At 55.8% G+C, this 17,462-nt stretch carries 16 protein-coding genes; 3 read left to right on the top strand and 13 right to left on the bottom strand.

Annotated elements, in window-relative coordinates; all coding sequences use genetic code 11:
- Positions 1–22: 22 nt before the first annotated feature.
- The 13 genes from ACSVHP_RS11530 to ACSVHP_RS11470 all read right to left on the bottom strand — a co-directional run bounded on the left by ACSVHP_RS11530 (position 23) and on the right by ACSVHP_RS11470 (position 13,239).
- Complete coding sequence (locus tag ACSVHP_RS11530) at positions 23–802, bottom strand: MBL fold metallo-hydrolase (RefSeq protein WP_447551983.1); 780 nt, start codon at positions 800–802, stop codon at positions 23–25.
- An 89-nt stretch (positions 803–891) separates the two neighbouring features.
- A complete protein-coding gene (locus ACSVHP_RS11525) occupies positions 892–2,142 on the bottom strand; it encodes an HlyD family secretion protein (protein WP_417313533.1) in 1,251 nt (416 codons plus the stop codon).
- Positions 2,143–2,148: 6 nt separating this feature from the next.
- Entirely contained in the window at positions 2,149–2,898 is a 750-nt protein-coding gene (locus tag ACSVHP_RS11520) for a hypothetical protein (protein ID WP_417313534.1), read from the bottom strand.
- Positions 2,895–4,991: a peptidase domain-containing ABC transporter gene (locus ACSVHP_RS11515; protein ID WP_447551982.1), complete on the bottom strand. Its 2,097-nt coding sequence runs from the start codon at positions 4,989–4,991 to the stop codon at positions 2,895–2,897. Before ACSVHP_RS11515 ends, ACSVHP_RS11520 begins: the two co-directional genes overlap by 4 nt.
- Positions 4,992–5,058: 67 nt before the next feature.
- Positions 5,059–5,244 carry a hypothetical protein gene (locus ACSVHP_RS11510; RefSeq protein WP_013094847.1) on the bottom strand — a complete coding sequence of 62 codons (186 nt, stop codon included), beginning with the start codon at positions 5,242–5,244 and terminating at the stop codon, positions 5,059–5,061.
- A gap of 23 nt (positions 5,245–5,267) precedes the next feature.
- The gene (locus ACSVHP_RS11505) at positions 5,268–5,462 is read right to left on the bottom strand and encodes a hypothetical protein (protein WP_022646586.1); all 195 of its coding nucleotides are present in this window, start codon (positions 5,460–5,462) and stop codon (positions 5,268–5,270) included.
- 71 nt (positions 5,463–5,533) lie between these two features.
- Positions 5,534–6,190, bottom strand: coding sequence for a hypothetical protein (locus tag ACSVHP_RS11500; protein WP_234674112.1), 657 nt, complete (start codon positions 6,188–6,190; stop codon positions 5,534–5,536).
- A gap of 3 nt (positions 6,191–6,193) precedes the next feature.
- Positions 6,194–7,792: a receptor gene (locus tag ACSVHP_RS11495; protein WP_447551981.1), complete on the bottom strand. Its 1,599-nt coding sequence runs from the start codon at positions 7,790–7,792 to the stop codon at positions 6,194–6,196.
- Positions 7,770–10,364 carry a CS1-pili formation C-terminal domain-containing protein gene (locus ACSVHP_RS11490; protein WP_447551980.1) on the bottom strand — a complete coding sequence of 865 codons (2,595 nt, stop codon included), beginning with the start codon at positions 10,362–10,364 and terminating at the stop codon, positions 7,770–7,772. Before ACSVHP_RS11490 ends, ACSVHP_RS11495 begins: the two co-directional genes overlap by 23 nt.
- 6 nt (positions 10,365–10,370) lie before the next feature.
- On the bottom strand, positions 10,371–11,048 hold the full coding sequence (locus ACSVHP_RS11485; protein WP_234674109.1) for an EcpB family pilus assembly chaperone: 678 nt from the start codon (positions 11,046–11,048) through the stop codon (positions 10,371–10,373).
- Positions 11,049–11,093: 45 nt separating this feature from the next.
- On the bottom strand, positions 11,094–11,717 hold the full coding sequence (locus tag ACSVHP_RS11480; RefSeq protein ID WP_234674108.1) for a common pilus major fimbrillin subunit EcpA: 624 nt from the start codon (positions 11,715–11,717) through the stop codon (positions 11,094–11,096).
- 228 nt (positions 11,718–11,945) lie between these two features.
- Positions 11,946–12,431 carry a hypothetical protein gene (locus ACSVHP_RS11475; RefSeq protein ID WP_447551979.1) on the bottom strand — a complete coding sequence of 162 codons (486 nt, stop codon included), beginning with the start codon at positions 12,429–12,431 and terminating at the stop codon, positions 11,946–11,948.
- Between the two features lie 4 nt (positions 12,432–12,435).
- Positions 12,436–13,239: a winged helix-turn-helix domain-containing protein gene (locus tag ACSVHP_RS11470; RefSeq protein ID WP_447551978.1), complete on the bottom strand. Its 804-nt coding sequence runs from the start codon at positions 13,237–13,239 to the stop codon at positions 12,436–12,438.
- Between the two features lie 376 nt (positions 13,240–13,615).
- Between ACSVHP_RS11470 and ACSVHP_RS11465 the strand changes: the two genes are divergently transcribed.
- Genes ACSVHP_RS11465 through ACSVHP_RS11455 form a run of 3 tightly spaced genes read left to right on the top strand, consistent with a single transcriptional unit; the run spans position 13,616 to position 17,456 of the window.
- Positions 13,616–14,200 carry a fimbrial protein gene (locus ACSVHP_RS11465; RefSeq protein WP_234674105.1) on the top strand — a complete coding sequence of 195 codons (585 nt, stop codon included), beginning with the start codon at positions 13,616–13,618 and terminating at the stop codon, positions 14,198–14,200.
- Between the two features lie 52 nt (positions 14,201–14,252).
- Positions 14,253–14,945, top strand: a complete 693-nt coding sequence (locus tag ACSVHP_RS11460) for a fimbrial biogenesis chaperone (RefSeq protein WP_234674104.1) — start codon at positions 14,253–14,255, stop codon at positions 14,943–14,945.
- 15 nt (positions 14,946–14,960) lie between these two features.
- Entirely contained in the window at positions 14,961–17,456 is a 2,496-nt protein-coding gene (locus ACSVHP_RS11455; protein ID WP_447551977.1) for a fimbria/pilus outer membrane usher protein, read from the top strand.
- Positions 17,457–17,462 lie beyond the last annotated feature (6 nt).

Genomic DNA, 17,462 nt, shown 5'->3' with positions numbered 1-17,462 from the left:
CCCTCCCTTCCCTTTAATACGCTCAGAATATAACGGTTTCACCATCCTGGGGAATGCTCACCGCGTCACTCACCTGGTTGGCTTCAACGTATTCACGCAGCGCGCTGCGGGTCAACAGGCAGTGGTTAATGGCCTCCATATGGATCGCCACAATGCTGGCCTGCGGCAGCAGGAAATGGACGTTGAGCACGTCTTCCTGGCCCATGATGATTGGCCCAAAACCAATGACGTGGGCATAGCCGGCGTTCAGAACCACCACGTCCGGCTGGTGCTTTTGCAGATCGGCTGCCACCTCGTCGCGCCAGACGGTATCCCCGGCAAGACAGAGCGTCTTCTCAGCGGGATGGCGCAGCACCACGCCGCAGGCCTCGCCCAGCCGCTCCGCCAGCTCCGGCACGGCGTAAGCGCGGTCGGTGCCGTGCTGGCCGCCGTGGGTTTTGATGATGCGGATATCGCCAAATGCCGTGTCGTCGGTCATCACCGTCAGGTTGGTAAAGCCCTGGCTGCGCAGCAGCGCGGCATCGCGATCGTTTTGCACGTAGATCGGCTTGTCTTTGGCGATCAGATCAATAGCGGTTTGATCCCAGTGATCGTCATGGGTGTGGGTCACAATCACCGCGTCGGCGTCCAGCAGCGTGTTGACGTCAACGGGAAGCTCGACCGTGGGGTTACGAATATCCGCATGTGCCGTGCCGGGGAAACCCGGGTAAGCCCCTTTCGGCGCGAGCATGGGGTCTACTAAAAAACGTTTTCCGGCGTAGGTAATCAGCTGGGTGGCGTTACGAATATGGGTGATGTTCATGGGCTATCCTCCGGTTGGTGTGATAAGGAGGATAGCCCGGTGCCCCGCTTAGCAATGTGGGCTAAAGGGCGATAACCGATGAAATCGGGTCAATCAATAAACCGCTTGCGCACCCGCTCCAGCGGCGCGATCAGCAGGTTGATGAGCGGCTTACGATCGATAACGATATCGGCATTGACCGTCATTCCGCCCATCAGCAGGCGCTTTTTCTTGTCCGGGTCGGTAAACCACGACGGCACCCGCACTTTGGCAAGGTAGTAGTTCTGCCCTTCCTGAAGCGGGATCAGCGCCGAATGGGCGTCGATATTCACCTCGTAAAAATCGGATAACGTGGCCTCTACCGATCCATATTTATCCACCGGCCAGGAGTCAAAGCGCAGCTTCACCTTATCCCCCTTCGCGACCCGGCCGACCCCCGTGGCGGGCACGTAGAGATACCCCTCCATCGAGGCGGCGGTGTTTTTACGGATCACCACCACCACTTCGCTGTTTTGCGTTATGGCCCGGCCCGGCGGGATGTTGATCGCCACCACGTAGCCATCGGCGGGCGCCAGCATGGCCATGGTTGAGCTGCCCCGGCTGGAGAGGTTACGTTCGATTTCGCTGATGCGGTTCTTCACGTACAGCTGCTCCTGGCTCAGGGAGTCAATTTGCGACTGGGTGCTGTCGGTCAGGCTGGTTTTGCGCGCCTCAAGGTCGAGAATGGTGCTCTCTTCCAGGGTCAAATTAAGCTGGGCGTTGAGCACGTCGTTGTGGCTTTTATCCAGATCCACCTTTGAAACATACCCTTTGCCGGATATCGCTTTCCACGCCTCATAGGTGTCGGTGCTGTTTTTGAGCAGCGCGCGCAGCTTTTTCACCTTATCGCGGGAGACCACTATCTGCCGATCGGCAATGTCCAGCTGCTGCGCCAGGTTTTTGCGGTACGCCGCAATCGAATCCTCGATGGTCTGCACGCGCTGCTCGCTGCGCTTTTTCTCCGCCTCCATCTGCTCGCGGTCGAACTGCACCACCGACCCCTGCTTGCCGCCGTAGTCCTGCGAAACGGTAAAAAGCGGGTCATTCTCTTTCACGTACTGGCCCGGACGCACCGCAAAATCCACGATGGTGCCGGACTCTCTGGCGCGGACTTCCACATCGCCCTGGGCCGGGATCAGCACGCCGCGCGCCAGGGTGGTCTCCGAAAAATTAAAGACGATGGAAAAGATCAGCAGGCAGAGAAAAAAGGAGATAAACAGCGTCAGCACGCCCTTCAGGCGCGGGGCGTTGATCTCGTAGCTCTTTGAAAAATGGTGCGGAATTAGCGCCCGACGTTGTCGGTTTCGGTTTTTTAATTTCACGACATGTCATCCATGATAAATCACTGAAAGATCGTCCCATGCACTCCAGAGCGTGGGGGCGTTACGCAGCGCGTTCAGCGTGGCGGTGGCGGCCTGGCGGTAGTCCGCGGGGGCATACGTCTGGCTCTCTAACCCAAACTCCGCCGCGTGCAGCGAGCAGGTGGGCACCAGCGTGCGAACCGCGTATCCGTAGCGCGTTAAAAAACGCGTCGGGACATCCGTTAGCCACGCCTTCTGGTCGCCCGCGCGGGTCATGAACAGCGGCGCATCCGGGAGGCGTTCATCCATCAGCAGCACGGTTACCAGCCGATGCGGCGCGAAAAACGATCCGGCGCGCCGCCCTTCGTGAGCGGCCATCAGCTTGTGCAGCGCGGGATGGCGGGTGACAAACTGAAAGCGCACGTCTTCCGGCGCGGTGGCGAGCAGCGCATCCGCGATCAGGCCAAACCCGGCCCAGCGCATGCCAAGCAGCAGGGTGCGCGGCCGGGCATAGAAATCCTGCTCGCGGGTGAAGTCCGCCACGCGGGCGTGGAGATCGAAGCGCACGTTGCGCCGCCACAGCGCGGGCGGGAAGATCTGCTCCACGAAGTTAAAACCGCTCATCTCCCGGGCGTTCTGGCGCAGGAAATCGGCCGGGACGTCAGCCTCCGGGCAGCGCATAAACTGGCTGTAGTTTTGCGTTATCCGGCCTGCCAGCAGGGTGCGTCCGGCCTGCCGGGCGCAAAGCCGGGCGTAGAGTCGGGGCAGAAACATCATTGCTCACTCTCCCGCAGCGTGCCGTTTTCCATGGTGTAGAGCCGTCCGTGGCAGCCGACCACCTCCGGGGAGTGGGTGACAAACACCAGGCCAATTCCCAGACCGCGCAGGTTCGCCAGCACCTTCTGGGCGGTGGTTTTATCGAGGTTTGCCGTCACTTCATCGCACAGCAGCAGCTTCGGCTGGCTGTAAAGAGCGCGCGCCAGCACCAGGCGCTGCATCTCCCCGGCGGAGAAAAAGGTGTTCCCCGGCAGCAGCTCCGTTTCATAGCCGTGCGGCAGACGCGCCACAACGTGGTCGATCTCCGCCAGGCGGCAGGCGGCAATCACCCGCTCTTTGTCCGGGGCGCTGTCGAAACAGGAGAGGTTATCCAGAATTGATCCGGTAAAGAGAATATCGTCCGCGTGCACGATGCGGATATGCTGGCGCAGCGAGGAGAGATCGCATTCGGTAATGGGGATCGCGTTGATCCGCAGGCTGCCCGAGGTAGAGAGCAGCATCCCGGAGATCAGGCGCAGCAGCGTGGTCTTCCCGGAACCGCTCTGGCCGACAATCACCGCCTCTTCCCCCTGCTTCAGCGTCATGTTGATGTGCTGAAGCGTCGCCTCGCGCCCCGGATAGGCAAAAGAGACATCCTCAAATTCCAGACTGACGGGCGAGGTCACAATCTTCCGGCCAAACTGGCTGGCTTCTGAGGGGGCAAACAGCAGGTCGCCAACGCGATCCAGCGGCCCTTTGAGCGCATTTTTGTCCAGTAGCTTTTGCGCGACCTGCACCATCGCATCGGAGAAATAGCGTTTGTAGCTGATGTAGGCGTAAAGCATCCCGATGCTCATCTGCCCTTCCAGAATCAGCCAGGCGCCGAAGCAGACCACCAGCAGCTGCTCGGCGTTGATCACCAGCAGCGAGGCGACGTCAAAACGGGCGAGCAGGCGCTCTTTGCGCATCAGCCCGGCAATGTGTTCGCGCTGGGATTTGTCCATCACCGCGTCCCGGGCCTGCTCCATATTGTTGGCCTTCAGGGTGATAATCCCCTTCTGCGTTTCCACCAGCAGCGACTCATACTTCGCGGTGCGCTCGATGGAGTCGTCCACCGCGCGCTGGTAAGGGCCAATCAGCGAAAAGCGGATCAGGAAGAATACCCCCATCAGCAGCATCGTCAGTACCGCGATTTTCACGTTATACAGCAGCATAAACAGCAGGCTGGTAAAGGCGATCAGGCTGGAAAAGAGGATCTGCACATAGCCGTTGCTGATGAACTCCGCGCAGGCGTGGAGCGATTTTTCAATCGCCAGCACGATGCCCGGCGGGCGGCTGCGGAACCAGCCGGTCTGGGTGCGCAGCATATAGCGGCGAACCGACTGGCTGAGGTCGTCATAGGCAATGTTGCGCATCAGGATCTCAAGTATCTGCTTGAGGAACTTACCGATGACTTCAAAAATAAAGACGATGGCGAAAATCGCGGTGAGTAAAATCACCAGATCGTTGTCGTTGCGCGAGATGGCCTCGTCCATGATCAGCTGCACGTAGGTGGGGCTGGCCAGCATGGTGATGAGGGTAAAAATCGAGAGCACAAACAGCAGCACCTGCCGCTGGAACAGGCTCGGGGATTTGTTGGCCAGCCGGCCCAGCGTGAGCGTGTCGTCAGGCGATTTTTTGTCGAAACGCGGCGTTGGCTTGAGCTCCAGCACGTAGCCGGAAAAGAGTTTTTGCGCCTCCTTGAGGCTGTAGCGTCGCACGCCGCTGGCCGGGTCGTGAACCGTGACGCTGCGGCCGTCGACCTTCACGATCACCACGAAGTGATTGCCGCGCCAGAAGGCGATGAGCGGCAGTTCGGCGCTTTCAATTTCAGTGATTTCGCCCTTAAGCACCCGACCCGTCATATTTTTATCGCTGGCGAGGGTCATTAACTCCGCCATCGAGGTTCCCGCTTCAGCAGAGACCGACAGTTCCCTGCGCAGCTGGCTGACGGAGACATGGTGTTCATAGTGCCCCAGCACCATCGCCAGGCAGGCCAGCCCGCACTCGGTAAATTCATGCTGGCGAATAACGGGTGTCTTACCCTTTTTTTTATACTGAAAAAGCGAAAACATAATTATCCGTGGCTGAAATAAAAAAATGGCCCGGCAATGCGGGCCATACTTACAACGTTCTACAGACTTATGCGCTGAAGAAACCGCCGATGAAGCCGCCCACCAGGCCAAACACGCCGCCGATGGTGCCGCCCAGCGCGCCTAACATCTGGCTGCCCGCGTTATAGCCAGCGCTTGCGCCCTGAAGCGCAGCAGCGAACGGATCCCAACCACCGATGATGGCCTGTGCTTTTTTGAAATCGATAACTTGCATGATTGTCTTCCTGTTAATCTGAATTAGTTGTAGCTGCCAACCAGCGCGCCCAGGAAGCCCATTGCGCCACCCAGAACTCCGCCAACCACGCCACCTACCATGCCCATGATGCTTGCACCGGTGTCATAACCCAGCTGTGCACCTTTAACGAGGCCAGCGAACGGGTTTAATGCACCACCGATAATGTCTTTCGCTTCTACGAATGAAATTGCTTTCATTTTATTCTCCTGTAGTTGTAAATCTTCAGCTTGCGCCAAAGGTTAATTTCCTTTTATGAAGGAAGCGGTCGTTACGGGCAGCTTGAAAGCGGAATGATTTTATTGCCATAAATAATCATCCGCCTTGCGGGCTGCGCGTAATTGTCTATTTCCAGCCGTTGACCCGGCGGAAGATATTTTGAATCGTTATATTGTGAGCTACATCCCTGCGAGGAGACATATTTAAACCAGGTATTCCCAGTATTACTCACCACCCCGTTGCTAAACGCATAATCAAAATGTCTTGTCCATGGGCGGACAATTAAAATAGCCTCAAGCGAAACCACCACATCCGACTGGATGCGTTGGCCTTTGCTCATTACAACCCGCGCCTGGAGCGGCGTTTCGGTGAATTTAACGCGGTAATAGCGCTCTTTACTGTCGTGCGGACCGGTGTAATAAAACTTAAAACCGGCCCGCTCGCCGCTCTCCAGCGTTAACTGTTTAGGCGAGAACATCACCTCACCATCTTTTATTTCAGTCTCTTTTCCGTGCTCTTTTGGCACATCGACCTGAATAAGCGAAACAGTATAATTCTGCCGGACGCTGGTATCATTTTTTATTGGCTGAAATACAACTTCTTTTTCGGGTAGAAAATCAATATTTAGACTTTCAATAATTAAAGCATTTGCGCTTACGGAAATGAAGTAATTTATTGCGAAAATAGCCAGGAATTTTCCAGTCGTCATTGTTTAATTCCAGGATGCGCTGACGTCAATTCGTCCCTGCGCCGTCACTTCGCCAAACCAGCTATTACCGTCATAGGTTGTTTTCGATACCGGGTTATTCATCACAAACTGTAATACCAGCGGCGTTTTCCACAGCCACATGTCCGTTACGCCGGAGCTTACCTTGTCCCACTCTTCCGCATGGGTGGCGGGAGCGGGAATGGACAGCGCTTCGCCTTTGCAGTTATGCGCCATCAGCGCCTGGCTTTTACCCACCAGCACGTTGCCGGGGATCGGCACGGTGAAGCCGTTGCCGCTAAATGCGCAGTAGTCCACACCGTTCAGGCTCTGCGTCGGCCCGGTGACCTTCACCGTGACCGCAATGGCCGCGTCTTTTTGCGCGCCGCTGTAGGTAATGGTGTAAGGGATCTCAATCGGCGCTTCGCCAATGGTCCCCTTTCCGGAGCCACCGAGGCCGTTAGGGTCAAGCGTGTAGTCCGGGCTATCCGGCACAATCGCAAGCCCTGGCTGGATAGGATTAATGACCAGCCCACCGCCAGGCTGGAAGCAGAAGTCCGCCGCCAGCGAGCTGTTGCCCGGCGTCAGGCACAGGCTGACGATATTGCCAATGTTGCTACCATCCCCCGCCTGCGCCACGCTCAAAATCAGCGCCTTCGGTAAAAAGATTTTCAGGTACGCCTTGCCGCCGTTCTTTTGCGGCGCGGCGAGGAAGGTATTCGCCAGCACGCGGGTGTCGCTCAGGATGCCGCCGGAGATGCTGTACCAGTTGCTCTCGTCAAAGGTGATTTCCGCCGCCAGGCCCGTTCCACCGTTCATGTGCGATTGCAGCACGCCGTTAACGCGGGATGACGTCAGCGCCAGTCCCGGGTTATAGCCGGTGATATCCTCCCCGACAAAGGTATATTCCAGCAGTTCGCAAAGCACGCCCGACACCGTATTACGGGTGTACTTAGTACAGGTCGCCCCGGTGGAACCATCGACAATCGTGACCTCGCCGCTGATGGGGTCGATCCCCAGATCCAGCGCCCGCGAGTTGGTCATGGTCAACGTTCCCACCTTGTGCAGCGTGTTGGTGGTGGTCACCTTATTGATAGAGCTGATCTGCGGCGTTGAGGTAATCGTCACCTCGTTGCCGGGCGCGGCGTTGAGAAGATACTCAAAGAACGGATCCCCCAGCACCCAGCGGCCATAGGAGGTGCCGGGCTCGATGACCGGCGGTTTCACCACCATAGCGGTGTCGCTGTAGCTGGTCGTCGCGGTATAGCCCGTGGTGCCGCAGCTTGAAGAGCACGCGGTGCCTTTAAAGAACGGGGAGGCGCTGGAGCCGGTGACGCTGAAGTTGATGGTCAGCGCGCTGCCCGCGGGGCCGGTAAAGCTGTTGTCCGGAATGTAGGTGGCAATCCCGTTGTTGGTTTTGGCGCTCAGGGTCGGCCACTCTCGCGATCCGTGCAAAAACGCGGTCGAGGTACTGTTCAGACTGAACAGCGCCGCCGTGTTGCCCGTCCCGTTGTTGTCCGGGTTGTTGATCGCGAAGTAGGGCATCTGCTGCGCCTGCGCAGCCGCGCTTAACAGCAGCAGATTAAGAGCGAATATCTTTTTCATCTTCACGTTCCCGTGTTCCTTTTGCTTCCTGCCAGACGAAATCGCCCTTATCGCAGGAGATGTCCCCAAGCCACAGCGCGCCGCGGTTGGACTCGATATCCAGACGCACCTCGCAGACGCTGTCGTCAGGCGTGGCGATGCTGAGCACCGGATTGTTCTTGTCCACGTCAATCACGAAGCGACCGTCGTTTTCCGTGCGCGTCAGCCCGACGTGGTTTTTGATTTGCGTGGCGCTCACCGGGTTGCCGCTGGCATCAACAAGGCGACCAAACAGGGTGACGATTTTTTTCACCTGCGGCTTCATCACCACCGTGTTCCCCGGGTAGACCGTGATATGCCGACGGGCATTCGCGCCGATGTCATAGCTTTCGGTGCCGGTTTCGCTGTTCATCACCTCAAGGTCATACGCCTGGTAGGCCGGCAGCGACAGCCAGGTTTTATCGCCCTTGATGCGCTCCGTGCGGCCGTTCAGCTTCAGCGTGAGCGACTCGTCGGACTTCAGCCCGGTGCTAACAATCACCCCGGCGCTGTCGGTCCCTTTACCCGCCGCAATCGCCTCTTTTGACCAGCCGACGCTGCCGTCGCTGGTCAGCGTGGAGTTCCAGCCTTTGCTGGTGCCGCTCTGCACGCTGAGGATGTTGCTGTTCCACGGCGTGTCGAAGCTCACGCTGCCGCCGCCGCTCACCGTGCGATCCTGGCTGCTGCTAAAGGCTCTTGAAACGTTGGCGGTGACCGACTTCAGGTAATCCCCTTCAAACTGGCGGCTGGCGCTGACGTTGAGCGCCGTGCCGGTATCGCGGTTATGGGACACGCCCACCGACACCGTGTTACCCAGCGGGATCGAGAAGTCGAGCATCACGTAGCGGTCTTTCTCTTCGTAGTACCCTTCGTACTTATTGCGCGACATCCCCACCCGCAGGCGCGCCGTGCCGTAACGACCGGCATAAAGCCCCTGGGAGTAGTCAATCTGATAGCGTTTATAGCGGTAGACGTCGTCTTCCTGACGCATCAGGCTCAGGTTCCCGGCGGAAGGCAGGCCAAACGACGGCAGGCTGAACGACGCGCCCCACGTGTTGCCTTTGTTTTCATAGATATCGAGGAACTTGCCGCTGGAGAGCTGCTCGTGGGAGTACCAGACGGAACCGATATTCCACGGCAGGCTGAGGTTAGCCCCGTAGTTGGCGCGGTACGTGCCGTCAGAGGCGGCCATCGTCTGGGTATTCACCGAGAAATACCCGGTCAGGTTCAGGGAGGCCCACAGTTCGCTGACCACATGTTCGCGCATCATATAGCCGGACGCGTTCCAGTCGACTATCCCGCTGCGCTTGCTGAAGGAGGCGCCCACCAGCGACATGGTGTCTTTATGTTTGGTGTCGTAATCGTAGTAGTAGGTGTTGTCCTGCTCGTTTTTCTTTTTGGCGTACTTCTTATAGTTGACGACGGATTTGTCGCGGCTATAAATACCGCCCCAGGTCTGCCAGCGCAGCGATTCCGACACGTTATTGGTGAACGGTTTATTCACCGTGTACATGCTGCGCGACACGGTGCGGCTGCCGCTGACCACTTCGACTTCCACGCTGTAGATCCCGTAGGGCAGCGCGCTGGTGTCGATTTCGTGGTTACCCACGTCAAAGCGCTGAATGCCGATAAGCTGGCCGTCGCGGCGTATGCGGGCTTCCCCGGCCGTCGGGAAATAGACCACCACCGGCGTCAGGGAGAGGGTGTTGTCCCGCTTGCGCGAGTTGGCCTGGTTCCCCACCGATACGCCGTACACTTCGCCACCGGAAATCCCGCTGACGCTGGCCAGCGACTGCATTGCCCAGCCGTTCAGCATCCCGGCGGCGTAGCGCATCCCCTGGTAGTCACGCTCCCACATCACCGCGTTCATCTGGGTGTCGCTGCTGCTCTCGTTAACATAGCCGGAGCCATCGACCAGCAGGTGATCGACCCCCATAGAGATCCAGCTTTTGGCGTTGAGATAGCCGGATGACCAGCTATTGCCGTAGCCGCTCTCGGTGTGATACGCGCCAAGGTTATAGGAGAACGTGCCGCTCAGATCGTCCGACTCGGGGGCATCGATATCGACCTCGCGCGGACGGATATTGACGCCGTAGTCGCGCCGGGAGAGGTTAAGCAGCAGACGCATCTTTTTCTGATCCAGCTCGAACGCCGATCCGGCGCTCACCGGAATACGCATATGCTCGTCAAACTGTTTGCCGTTGATGCTTTGCAGCAGCGTCCGCATCTCCTTCGACAGACGGATACCGTTGTCAGACTCCTGAACCTGCACGTCGCGCAGCCCGAGCTGGAGATCTTTCGCGTAAATCGTCACGTCGCCAATACGGACATAGTCGCTCACGTCACGCGCGCCGCTCGCCTTTTGCGCTGCATTCGGACGGGTATTAACCAAATAGACAGGGATTTTGATCCCCTGCTCCAGCAGGGCATAGAGCGCGTCGGGAAAACGGTAATTAGCGATAACCACGGAGCTGGAGGCAGCATGCGCATACGCGGGCAGGAGGCCGGATGTGCACGCCATCATCACCGGCAACACTAATTTATTTTTCACCATGCATCCTTACTTAACAGGAATGAACTGTTTCAGGTCCCAAATTCCGAGATGAAAATGGCTGTCCGTAACGTTGATATCCTCGATCGCGCGTGAGGTATCCGGCATCAGGTAAAAGTTTTTGACGCACGGCGTGGTCGGCGATTCCGGATTAGGCTTCAGGCATGTCCCGCTCGCGTTCACGCGAAACGCGGTGTTGCCTTTATTGGTTATTTTTCCGGCTACGTAGACGAAATCGAGGTTCTTCTTGCGGGGCTGTACCACCAGAATGGTGCTCACCACGGCGCGGGTCATGCCTTTGCCATTCTTTTGCGAGCCGTTGTCCCGATCTTCGCTAACCCCTTCATCAATGAAGGTCACGCGGTAGTAGCGCTCCCGGTCATCCTCATTACCGTGGTAGTAAAACTTGACGATATTGCTGGTCCCGGCGGGCATGACCATACGCGTGGGCGTCAGCAACAGTTCGTCTGTTTTCTCCGGATTAATCACCACGCCTTCATCCATCGGGCTGCTGATACGCTGGGCGCTGACGGAAATAATGCGCACGCTGTCCGCTTCGTTTTTTATTTCCTTGGCGATGGAGTCCGCATCGGCTGGAATAATCGTGGTGACTTTGCCCACGTTAATCGCCAGCGCGGAAGAAGAGACAAATAATAAAAAGAAGAAAATGGGTTTGAGGCTAAACATGATATTTCCCTAAACAGGGGCTTACGCCCCTGTAACTGTCAGCTCTTAGCCCCAGGTTGCGCGGAACGCAACGGAGACAGTACCTTCCCACAGGCTGTTGGTCAGGTCTTTGAACTCTTTCGCCGCACCGGTGCTGTCCTGTGCGGAGTCGACGTAGAACACGAATTTGTCCTGACCGGTCACTTCGGTATCCGCCGCCGCACCTGCGCTGGTGGTCAGGTTCCACAGGCCTGAAGAAACGCCAGTGTTGTTGGAAGAGTCAACCAGGGTTGTCCATGCGGTTGATTTCGCACCCACTGTGCCACCGATTGAGCCCAGATCGGTCCCACCAAAGCGCGCGCCCACTTTCAGCTTGGTGGATTCACCGCCAACGCTGAACAGGGTGTTGTCAGAGTCGTCGACAATCGCTTCCAGCTTGAAGCTGGTTGCAGAAGAGTGATCGCCACGAATAACCACATCAAACAGACCGGTGTCGGTGTTAAAGGCTTTCGTATTTGCGCTATAAACAAAGTTAAGCGCACGCGTTGGCGTAATAACCAGATCGGAATCGCTGTCTTTCGTTGCAGAAGCCTGCCAGGTTGCAGAAGCGGTAGTTTCCGCTGCATTAACAGCGCTCAGGGCAGAAAGAGACAGCAGTGAGCCCAGAACGATAGCGTTCAGTTTATTCATTTATTTAGTCCTTCAAAAAAGAATCCAGATGTTTAAAAAAGGGGAGCCCCTTTTTCGGGGTGGAGTATAGGCAGCCGAAAAATAGCGAGGCAATACAGAAAATTTCAGCCCTCTCTGGAGAAAGGATTAAAAATAACAAAACGCGGCCGCATCTTGTTGTTACACAATGAATAAAACGCTCACTTTCCGACTAATCGAAAAACATCTATTTTTATCTTTTGGAGAATATCAGGAGGTCGGCACGGCTACACACATCATTATCGGCAGCACCAGCCCTTTAATTATCCACGCCTGGTTCTTGATTTTAGAAACATAAAAAAAGTCGATGTTATCCAGAAGCAGTTCATTGACGACTCCGTCCGGCGCTTCATCATCTTCAGATTTATTCAGCTTCTTTCCTTTAATATAGTAAATATCACCACCGGCAACTTTCTCAACGTTGAGAACGTAGTTTCGATCAATGAGAAAGCGTTTATCGCCTCGGGTGAATACCCCTTTGTGAATTACCGTGGCAACATCCTTGCTGTTAAAAAGAAACAGCGTCGTTAATGACATACCTGCTGAATTTCCCGTTGAATACGTTTTCCATGCGACCGTATCCGACTGGCAGCCAAATCCCTCTTCCTGGTGTCTTTCAGGGTGGAATAAGAAAAGGCTAACCGCAGAAATCAGTACGACCATGCCCAGTAATAGGCTCAGGTTTATCTTCGACATAATCTTAACTCCCTGTCAGGCTTCGGTAAGAGATGCAATTTTTGTAACTGTCCACGCTATCCTGCAAATAGCAGATAGCCAGAAAGTCATTTTCAAGCTGTGGCTTTTTGAATTTTGAATAGTAGGCATCAGCAGCCTGATGTTTACAGTCGATGTGCTGACGCGCGATGAGCTCTTTTGCCCGGTTAAAGTAAGCCTGCCGCGGCTGATACATGTTGTTGTCGATAAGATAAACCGTACAGCGTTCAATTTTGCCCAGCAGGTGAATATCGTCATCTTTAGATTTGTCGGCAACGCGCGTCATTTGATAGAAAAACAGCGCCGCAATGCCGGCAATCGCGACCAGCGCCATCACGACAGGTGAGGTAAAGCCTCTGTCCCGACGCTGTAAAGGGGCAGGTGCGTCCCGCCGTTGAGTCGCGATATCGGGCACCTCCACCGCGATTTTCTCCGGAGCAGGCGCAACGGGTGGCCTCACCGTGTGATGCTCAATATGCGCGGCCAGGCTAAAACCTTTACCCCGAATCGTTTTAATCAGCAGAGGATCGCGGCCTAAACTGCGAAAAGCTTTCCTGATTTCACTTATGGCAACATTCAGGCTGACCGAGGAGCCGGTATATCCGTGGTCTTCCCATACTTTCTTAATCAGGTCGTCCCTGTCGAGGGTTTTGCCATTATTAATGACAAGTTCATATAACAAACGTGCCGCCTGGCTGGATAACTTAATTGAAGATTCTTCTTCTCCATTAATCATGATCACACCGGCGTCCACTTCGTAAAGCATTGCGAGATCAATAAGATACTTCATATGATTATTACACCATTGTCTTAAAAAGCCGTATTTGCCTCGCAATAATAGGTGTAATGAATGTGTGGTCAAGTCATGAAATATTAATTAAGTACTTTCTATAGAAGACTTCATTAATTAACAATTATTAATCCATTAATAAAAATCACCGGAAGGTGCTCTCTGGATTATGATCTTAAAAATAACATTATAGCAAGATTATAATCTTATAATATCGTGATAACCAAAATAATATTTTGTTATGGGCATTTTTGCTGCAACATAATATCGTCAAGGCTCGTACTCAGGTCGCTATGTACGTTAACTGTTAACAATATGTTGCGCAGCCGGGAAGTATTCTTTTTTCTATATAAAACAAAACATTATGGAGTTTATCATGTTCAAAACGATCATGACCGTATCTGTGCTTAGCGCAGCCATTGCCTCTACTCACGCGATTGCCGCGGATAATTCAGCCGGTGGCGTGATTAATTTCACCGGCGCCATCACCGATACCACCTGTACTATTAATGGCGGTAAAAGCGCCGATATGACCGTCGCGCTCTCTCCTATTTCGGTTAAGGACGCCGGGACCACGGTTGGCCTGATTACAAAGAATAAAAAATCCATTTCGTTAACCTTCTCGGGCTGTACCCCAGCGGCCGGAAATACCGGCACGCCGCTGAAGGTATACTTCTCCAGCGCCGATAATATTTCTACCGACGGTAAATACCTGCTGAACAACAGCGTGAATGAAAACGATGCAAGCGTGGCGCGTAACGTAGGTTTCGCCTTGGTAGAACCGGGTAAATCAACGCCTGTCACGCTTAATCAGGCATACACCACCAGCATTATGGGCACCGCAGCGGCACCTGATTCAGAAACGCTGACCCTGGACGTTTATTACTACAAAACGAACGCCGCTGCCGCAACGGTAGGTGCGCTGAGCTCTAACGTGACGTACACCATTTCCTACCTGTAATTTCAGTTAATCAGGCTTCGTTTCTGCGGAGCCTGTTCTAAAGGTTACCATTATGCGTAAGGTTATTTTGCTGGCATTCCTGCTGCTCAGCGCGGGCAACTCATGGGCCAATATTGTTATTAATGGCACGCGTGTCCTTTATTCTGAGAATAACAAAGAGGTTATTGTTCAGCTAATCAATACGGGAGATGCTCCTGCGCTGGTGCAATCGTGGATCGATGACGGCGATATCAATTCGACGCCGGAAACGGCAAAAGTGCCTTTCCTTTTATCCCCTCCGGTGGTGAAGGTTAACGAACATAATGGTCAGCAGCTGCGGATAAAAAAACTGCCTGCGAATTTGCCCGCCGATCGCGAGTCGGTCTTTTTCCTGAACGTGCTCGATATTCCGCCGAAGCCGGAAAATATGGAAAACCAGAATACCGTTCAGCTGGCGATTAAATCACGCATAAAACTCTTTTATCGCCCGGCCGCATTAACCGGCACGCTGGACGACGCGGCGGGAAAACTGACGCTGATTTCCAGCGGTCAGCAGATCCGTATATTAAATAAGAGCCCTTTCCATATTACCGTGGCCAATATTTCCCAGGGTAAAACCAAATTATTGCAGGAATCACCGATGGTCCCGCCATTTGGTGAGATCACCGTTGCGACCAGGGCAGCGGTTAAACGCGGCCAAACCTACCAGCTGATGTACGTGGACGATTTGGGTGCTTATAAGACCCACACGCTCATCAGCCAGTAACCGGAATGACTCGCCATGAAATTGAAACCAAACAGGCTGTGCCTGCTGGCCGTCTGCTCGCTTCTGCTGTCGCAAAAATCGGGTGCGGTCTCTTTTGATACCTCCCTGCTTGCTGGCGCATCCGGTGAGTCCGATTTGTCGCGCTTTTACGTCAATAACGCCATGCCTGCCGGTCCACAGGAGATGGATATTTACGTCAACGGAGACTGGAAGGGGCGCTATACGGTGACCTACGGCGAACAGCAGGATGACGTGCGCCTTGCGTGGAAAGATGCCCTGATGCTGGGGATCAACACCAAGGCCATTCCGGCGCCCGCCATTGCGCAGGGACAGGTGCAGCTGCGCGACATGGTTCAGGGCGGCGAGGTGAAGACCGACACCGGCACCCTGAGCCTGGCGCTCACCGTGCCGCAGGCCGCCGTGTTGCGCACCGAAGAGGGCTATGTTGCCCCTCAGTTCTGGGATGAAGGGATCCCGGCGCTCATGCTCTCCTGGAATACCACCTGGTACAACACGCGGACGAAGGGCTCAGAAAAAGAGACCAACGACGATGTTTACGCCGGGCTGGATTCCGGTGCCAACCTGCTGGGCTGGCAGTTTCGCGACAGCAGCACCTGGCGCAAATCCGCGAGCGGCGACAGCAGCTGGCAGAACAACACCCGCTACCTGCGCCGTCCGCTGGCGGCGCTGAAATCCAACCTGACGCTGGGCGACTTTTATATTCCAGGCGATCTGTTTGATTCCCTGCGCGTGCGCGGCGTTTCGCTGGCGTCCGATCTGAAAATGCGCCCTAACTCGCAGCAGGGCTTTTCGCCGGTGGTACACGGAGTGGCGCGCACTAACGCCCTGGTAAAAGTGATCCAGAACGGTAACGTGATCTATCAGGAGAACGTGCCGCCAGGACAGTTTACCCTCGACAGCATTCAACCTACCGGGTCGGCAGGCGACCTGCTGGTGGTCGTGCGTGAAGCCGACGGTTCACAGCAATCCTTCACCGTGCCCTTCTCTGCCGTGCCCGGCATGCTTAAAGAGGGCGTGAGCGAATACAGCGTGGTCGCGGGTAAAGTACATCAAAACGCCCTCGAGGCTGAGCCCGCCTTCATGCAGGCCACGCTGCGCTATGGCTTTAATAACCTGATGACCGGCTATACCGGCACCATCGTGAGCGATAACTACCAGGCCGGGCTGATCGGTACGGGCTGGAATTTGCCGTTCGGGGCGGTCTCCGTTGACGTGACCCACGCAAAAACGACGCTACAGGACAGAACCGACAGCGGCCAAAGCTTTCGCGTGTCGTACAGTAAATTTATCGATACCACCGCCACCAACTTCACGCTGGCGGCCTACCGCTATTCCACAAAAGGCTATTACAGCTTTAGCGACGCGCTCTACTCCCGGGAAGGGTATCAGCGCCTGAAAGCGCAGTATGACGACTATAAGGATCGCTTCGGGGTCGCCCCAGAGATGACGATGAGCACCTGGGATGCCCTGCGCGCCGCGCAGCCTAAGAATACCTTCACCCTTAACCTGAACCAGCGCCTGCTCAACAACTGGGGCACGGTCTTTATTTCCGGCACGCAGCGCGACTACTGGAACGCCACGCAAACCTCGCGCGAATATCAGGCTGGCTATTCCAACGCCATCGGCCGGGCCAGCTATACCGTATCCGCCAGCCGGGTGCGCAACAGCGAGCGTGAAGAAGAAACGCGTTTTTACCTCTCCCTCAGCCTGCCGTTCTCAATGTTTGATAACAACGCGTGGATCACCTCCAGCCTGACGGCCAGCGATTCGCACTATGAGCAGAGCAATATCAGCATGAGCGGCAACGCGCTGGAGTCGAACCGCCTGAGCTATACGCTCTCCGGCAGCAATGCCCGGGGCGGAAACAACACGGCCAGCGTGAACACCGCCTACCGCGCGAACGTCGCCACGCTAGGGGGGTCGTTCAGTGAATCCTCCGACTACCGCCAGACCGGGCTGAACGGGCGCGGCAGCCTGGTGGCCGTGCCGTGGCATCTGCTTGCCTCGAACGAAACCGGCACCACCATGACGATTGTGGATGCGCCGCACGCGGAAGGGCTGATGATCAACGGTGATGAAAGCATCGTGACTAACCGTGACGGCGTGGCGCTGGTGCCTTATGCCACGCCGTACCGTAAAAACGCCATCACCCTGTCCGAAACGGCGAACAGCCGCGGGGCAGAAATACGCGGCAACATCGCTAACGTGGCGCCCTACGATGGCGCGGTGAATTACGTCCGCTTCGACACCGACCAGCGCCAGTCCTGGATGCTTCGCGCCTCCCGTCCCGACGGAGCCCCCCTGCCGTTCGGCACCGAGGTGCTGAATGAAGGCGGCGAGTCGGTGGGCTATGTCGGTCAGGCCAGCGTGCTCTACATCCGCGCGGAACAACAGCCACGCGCGCTAAACGTTCATCTGCGCGGCGGTAACTGCACCATCGCCGCACCGGCGTGGGGGCTGGATAGCCCACCTTCTGTTTGCCATTACTAACGGAAC

This window comes from Enterobacter sp. 186315 (assembly GCF_053290175.1).
This window is presented reverse-complemented; position numbering and strand designations above follow the sequence as displayed.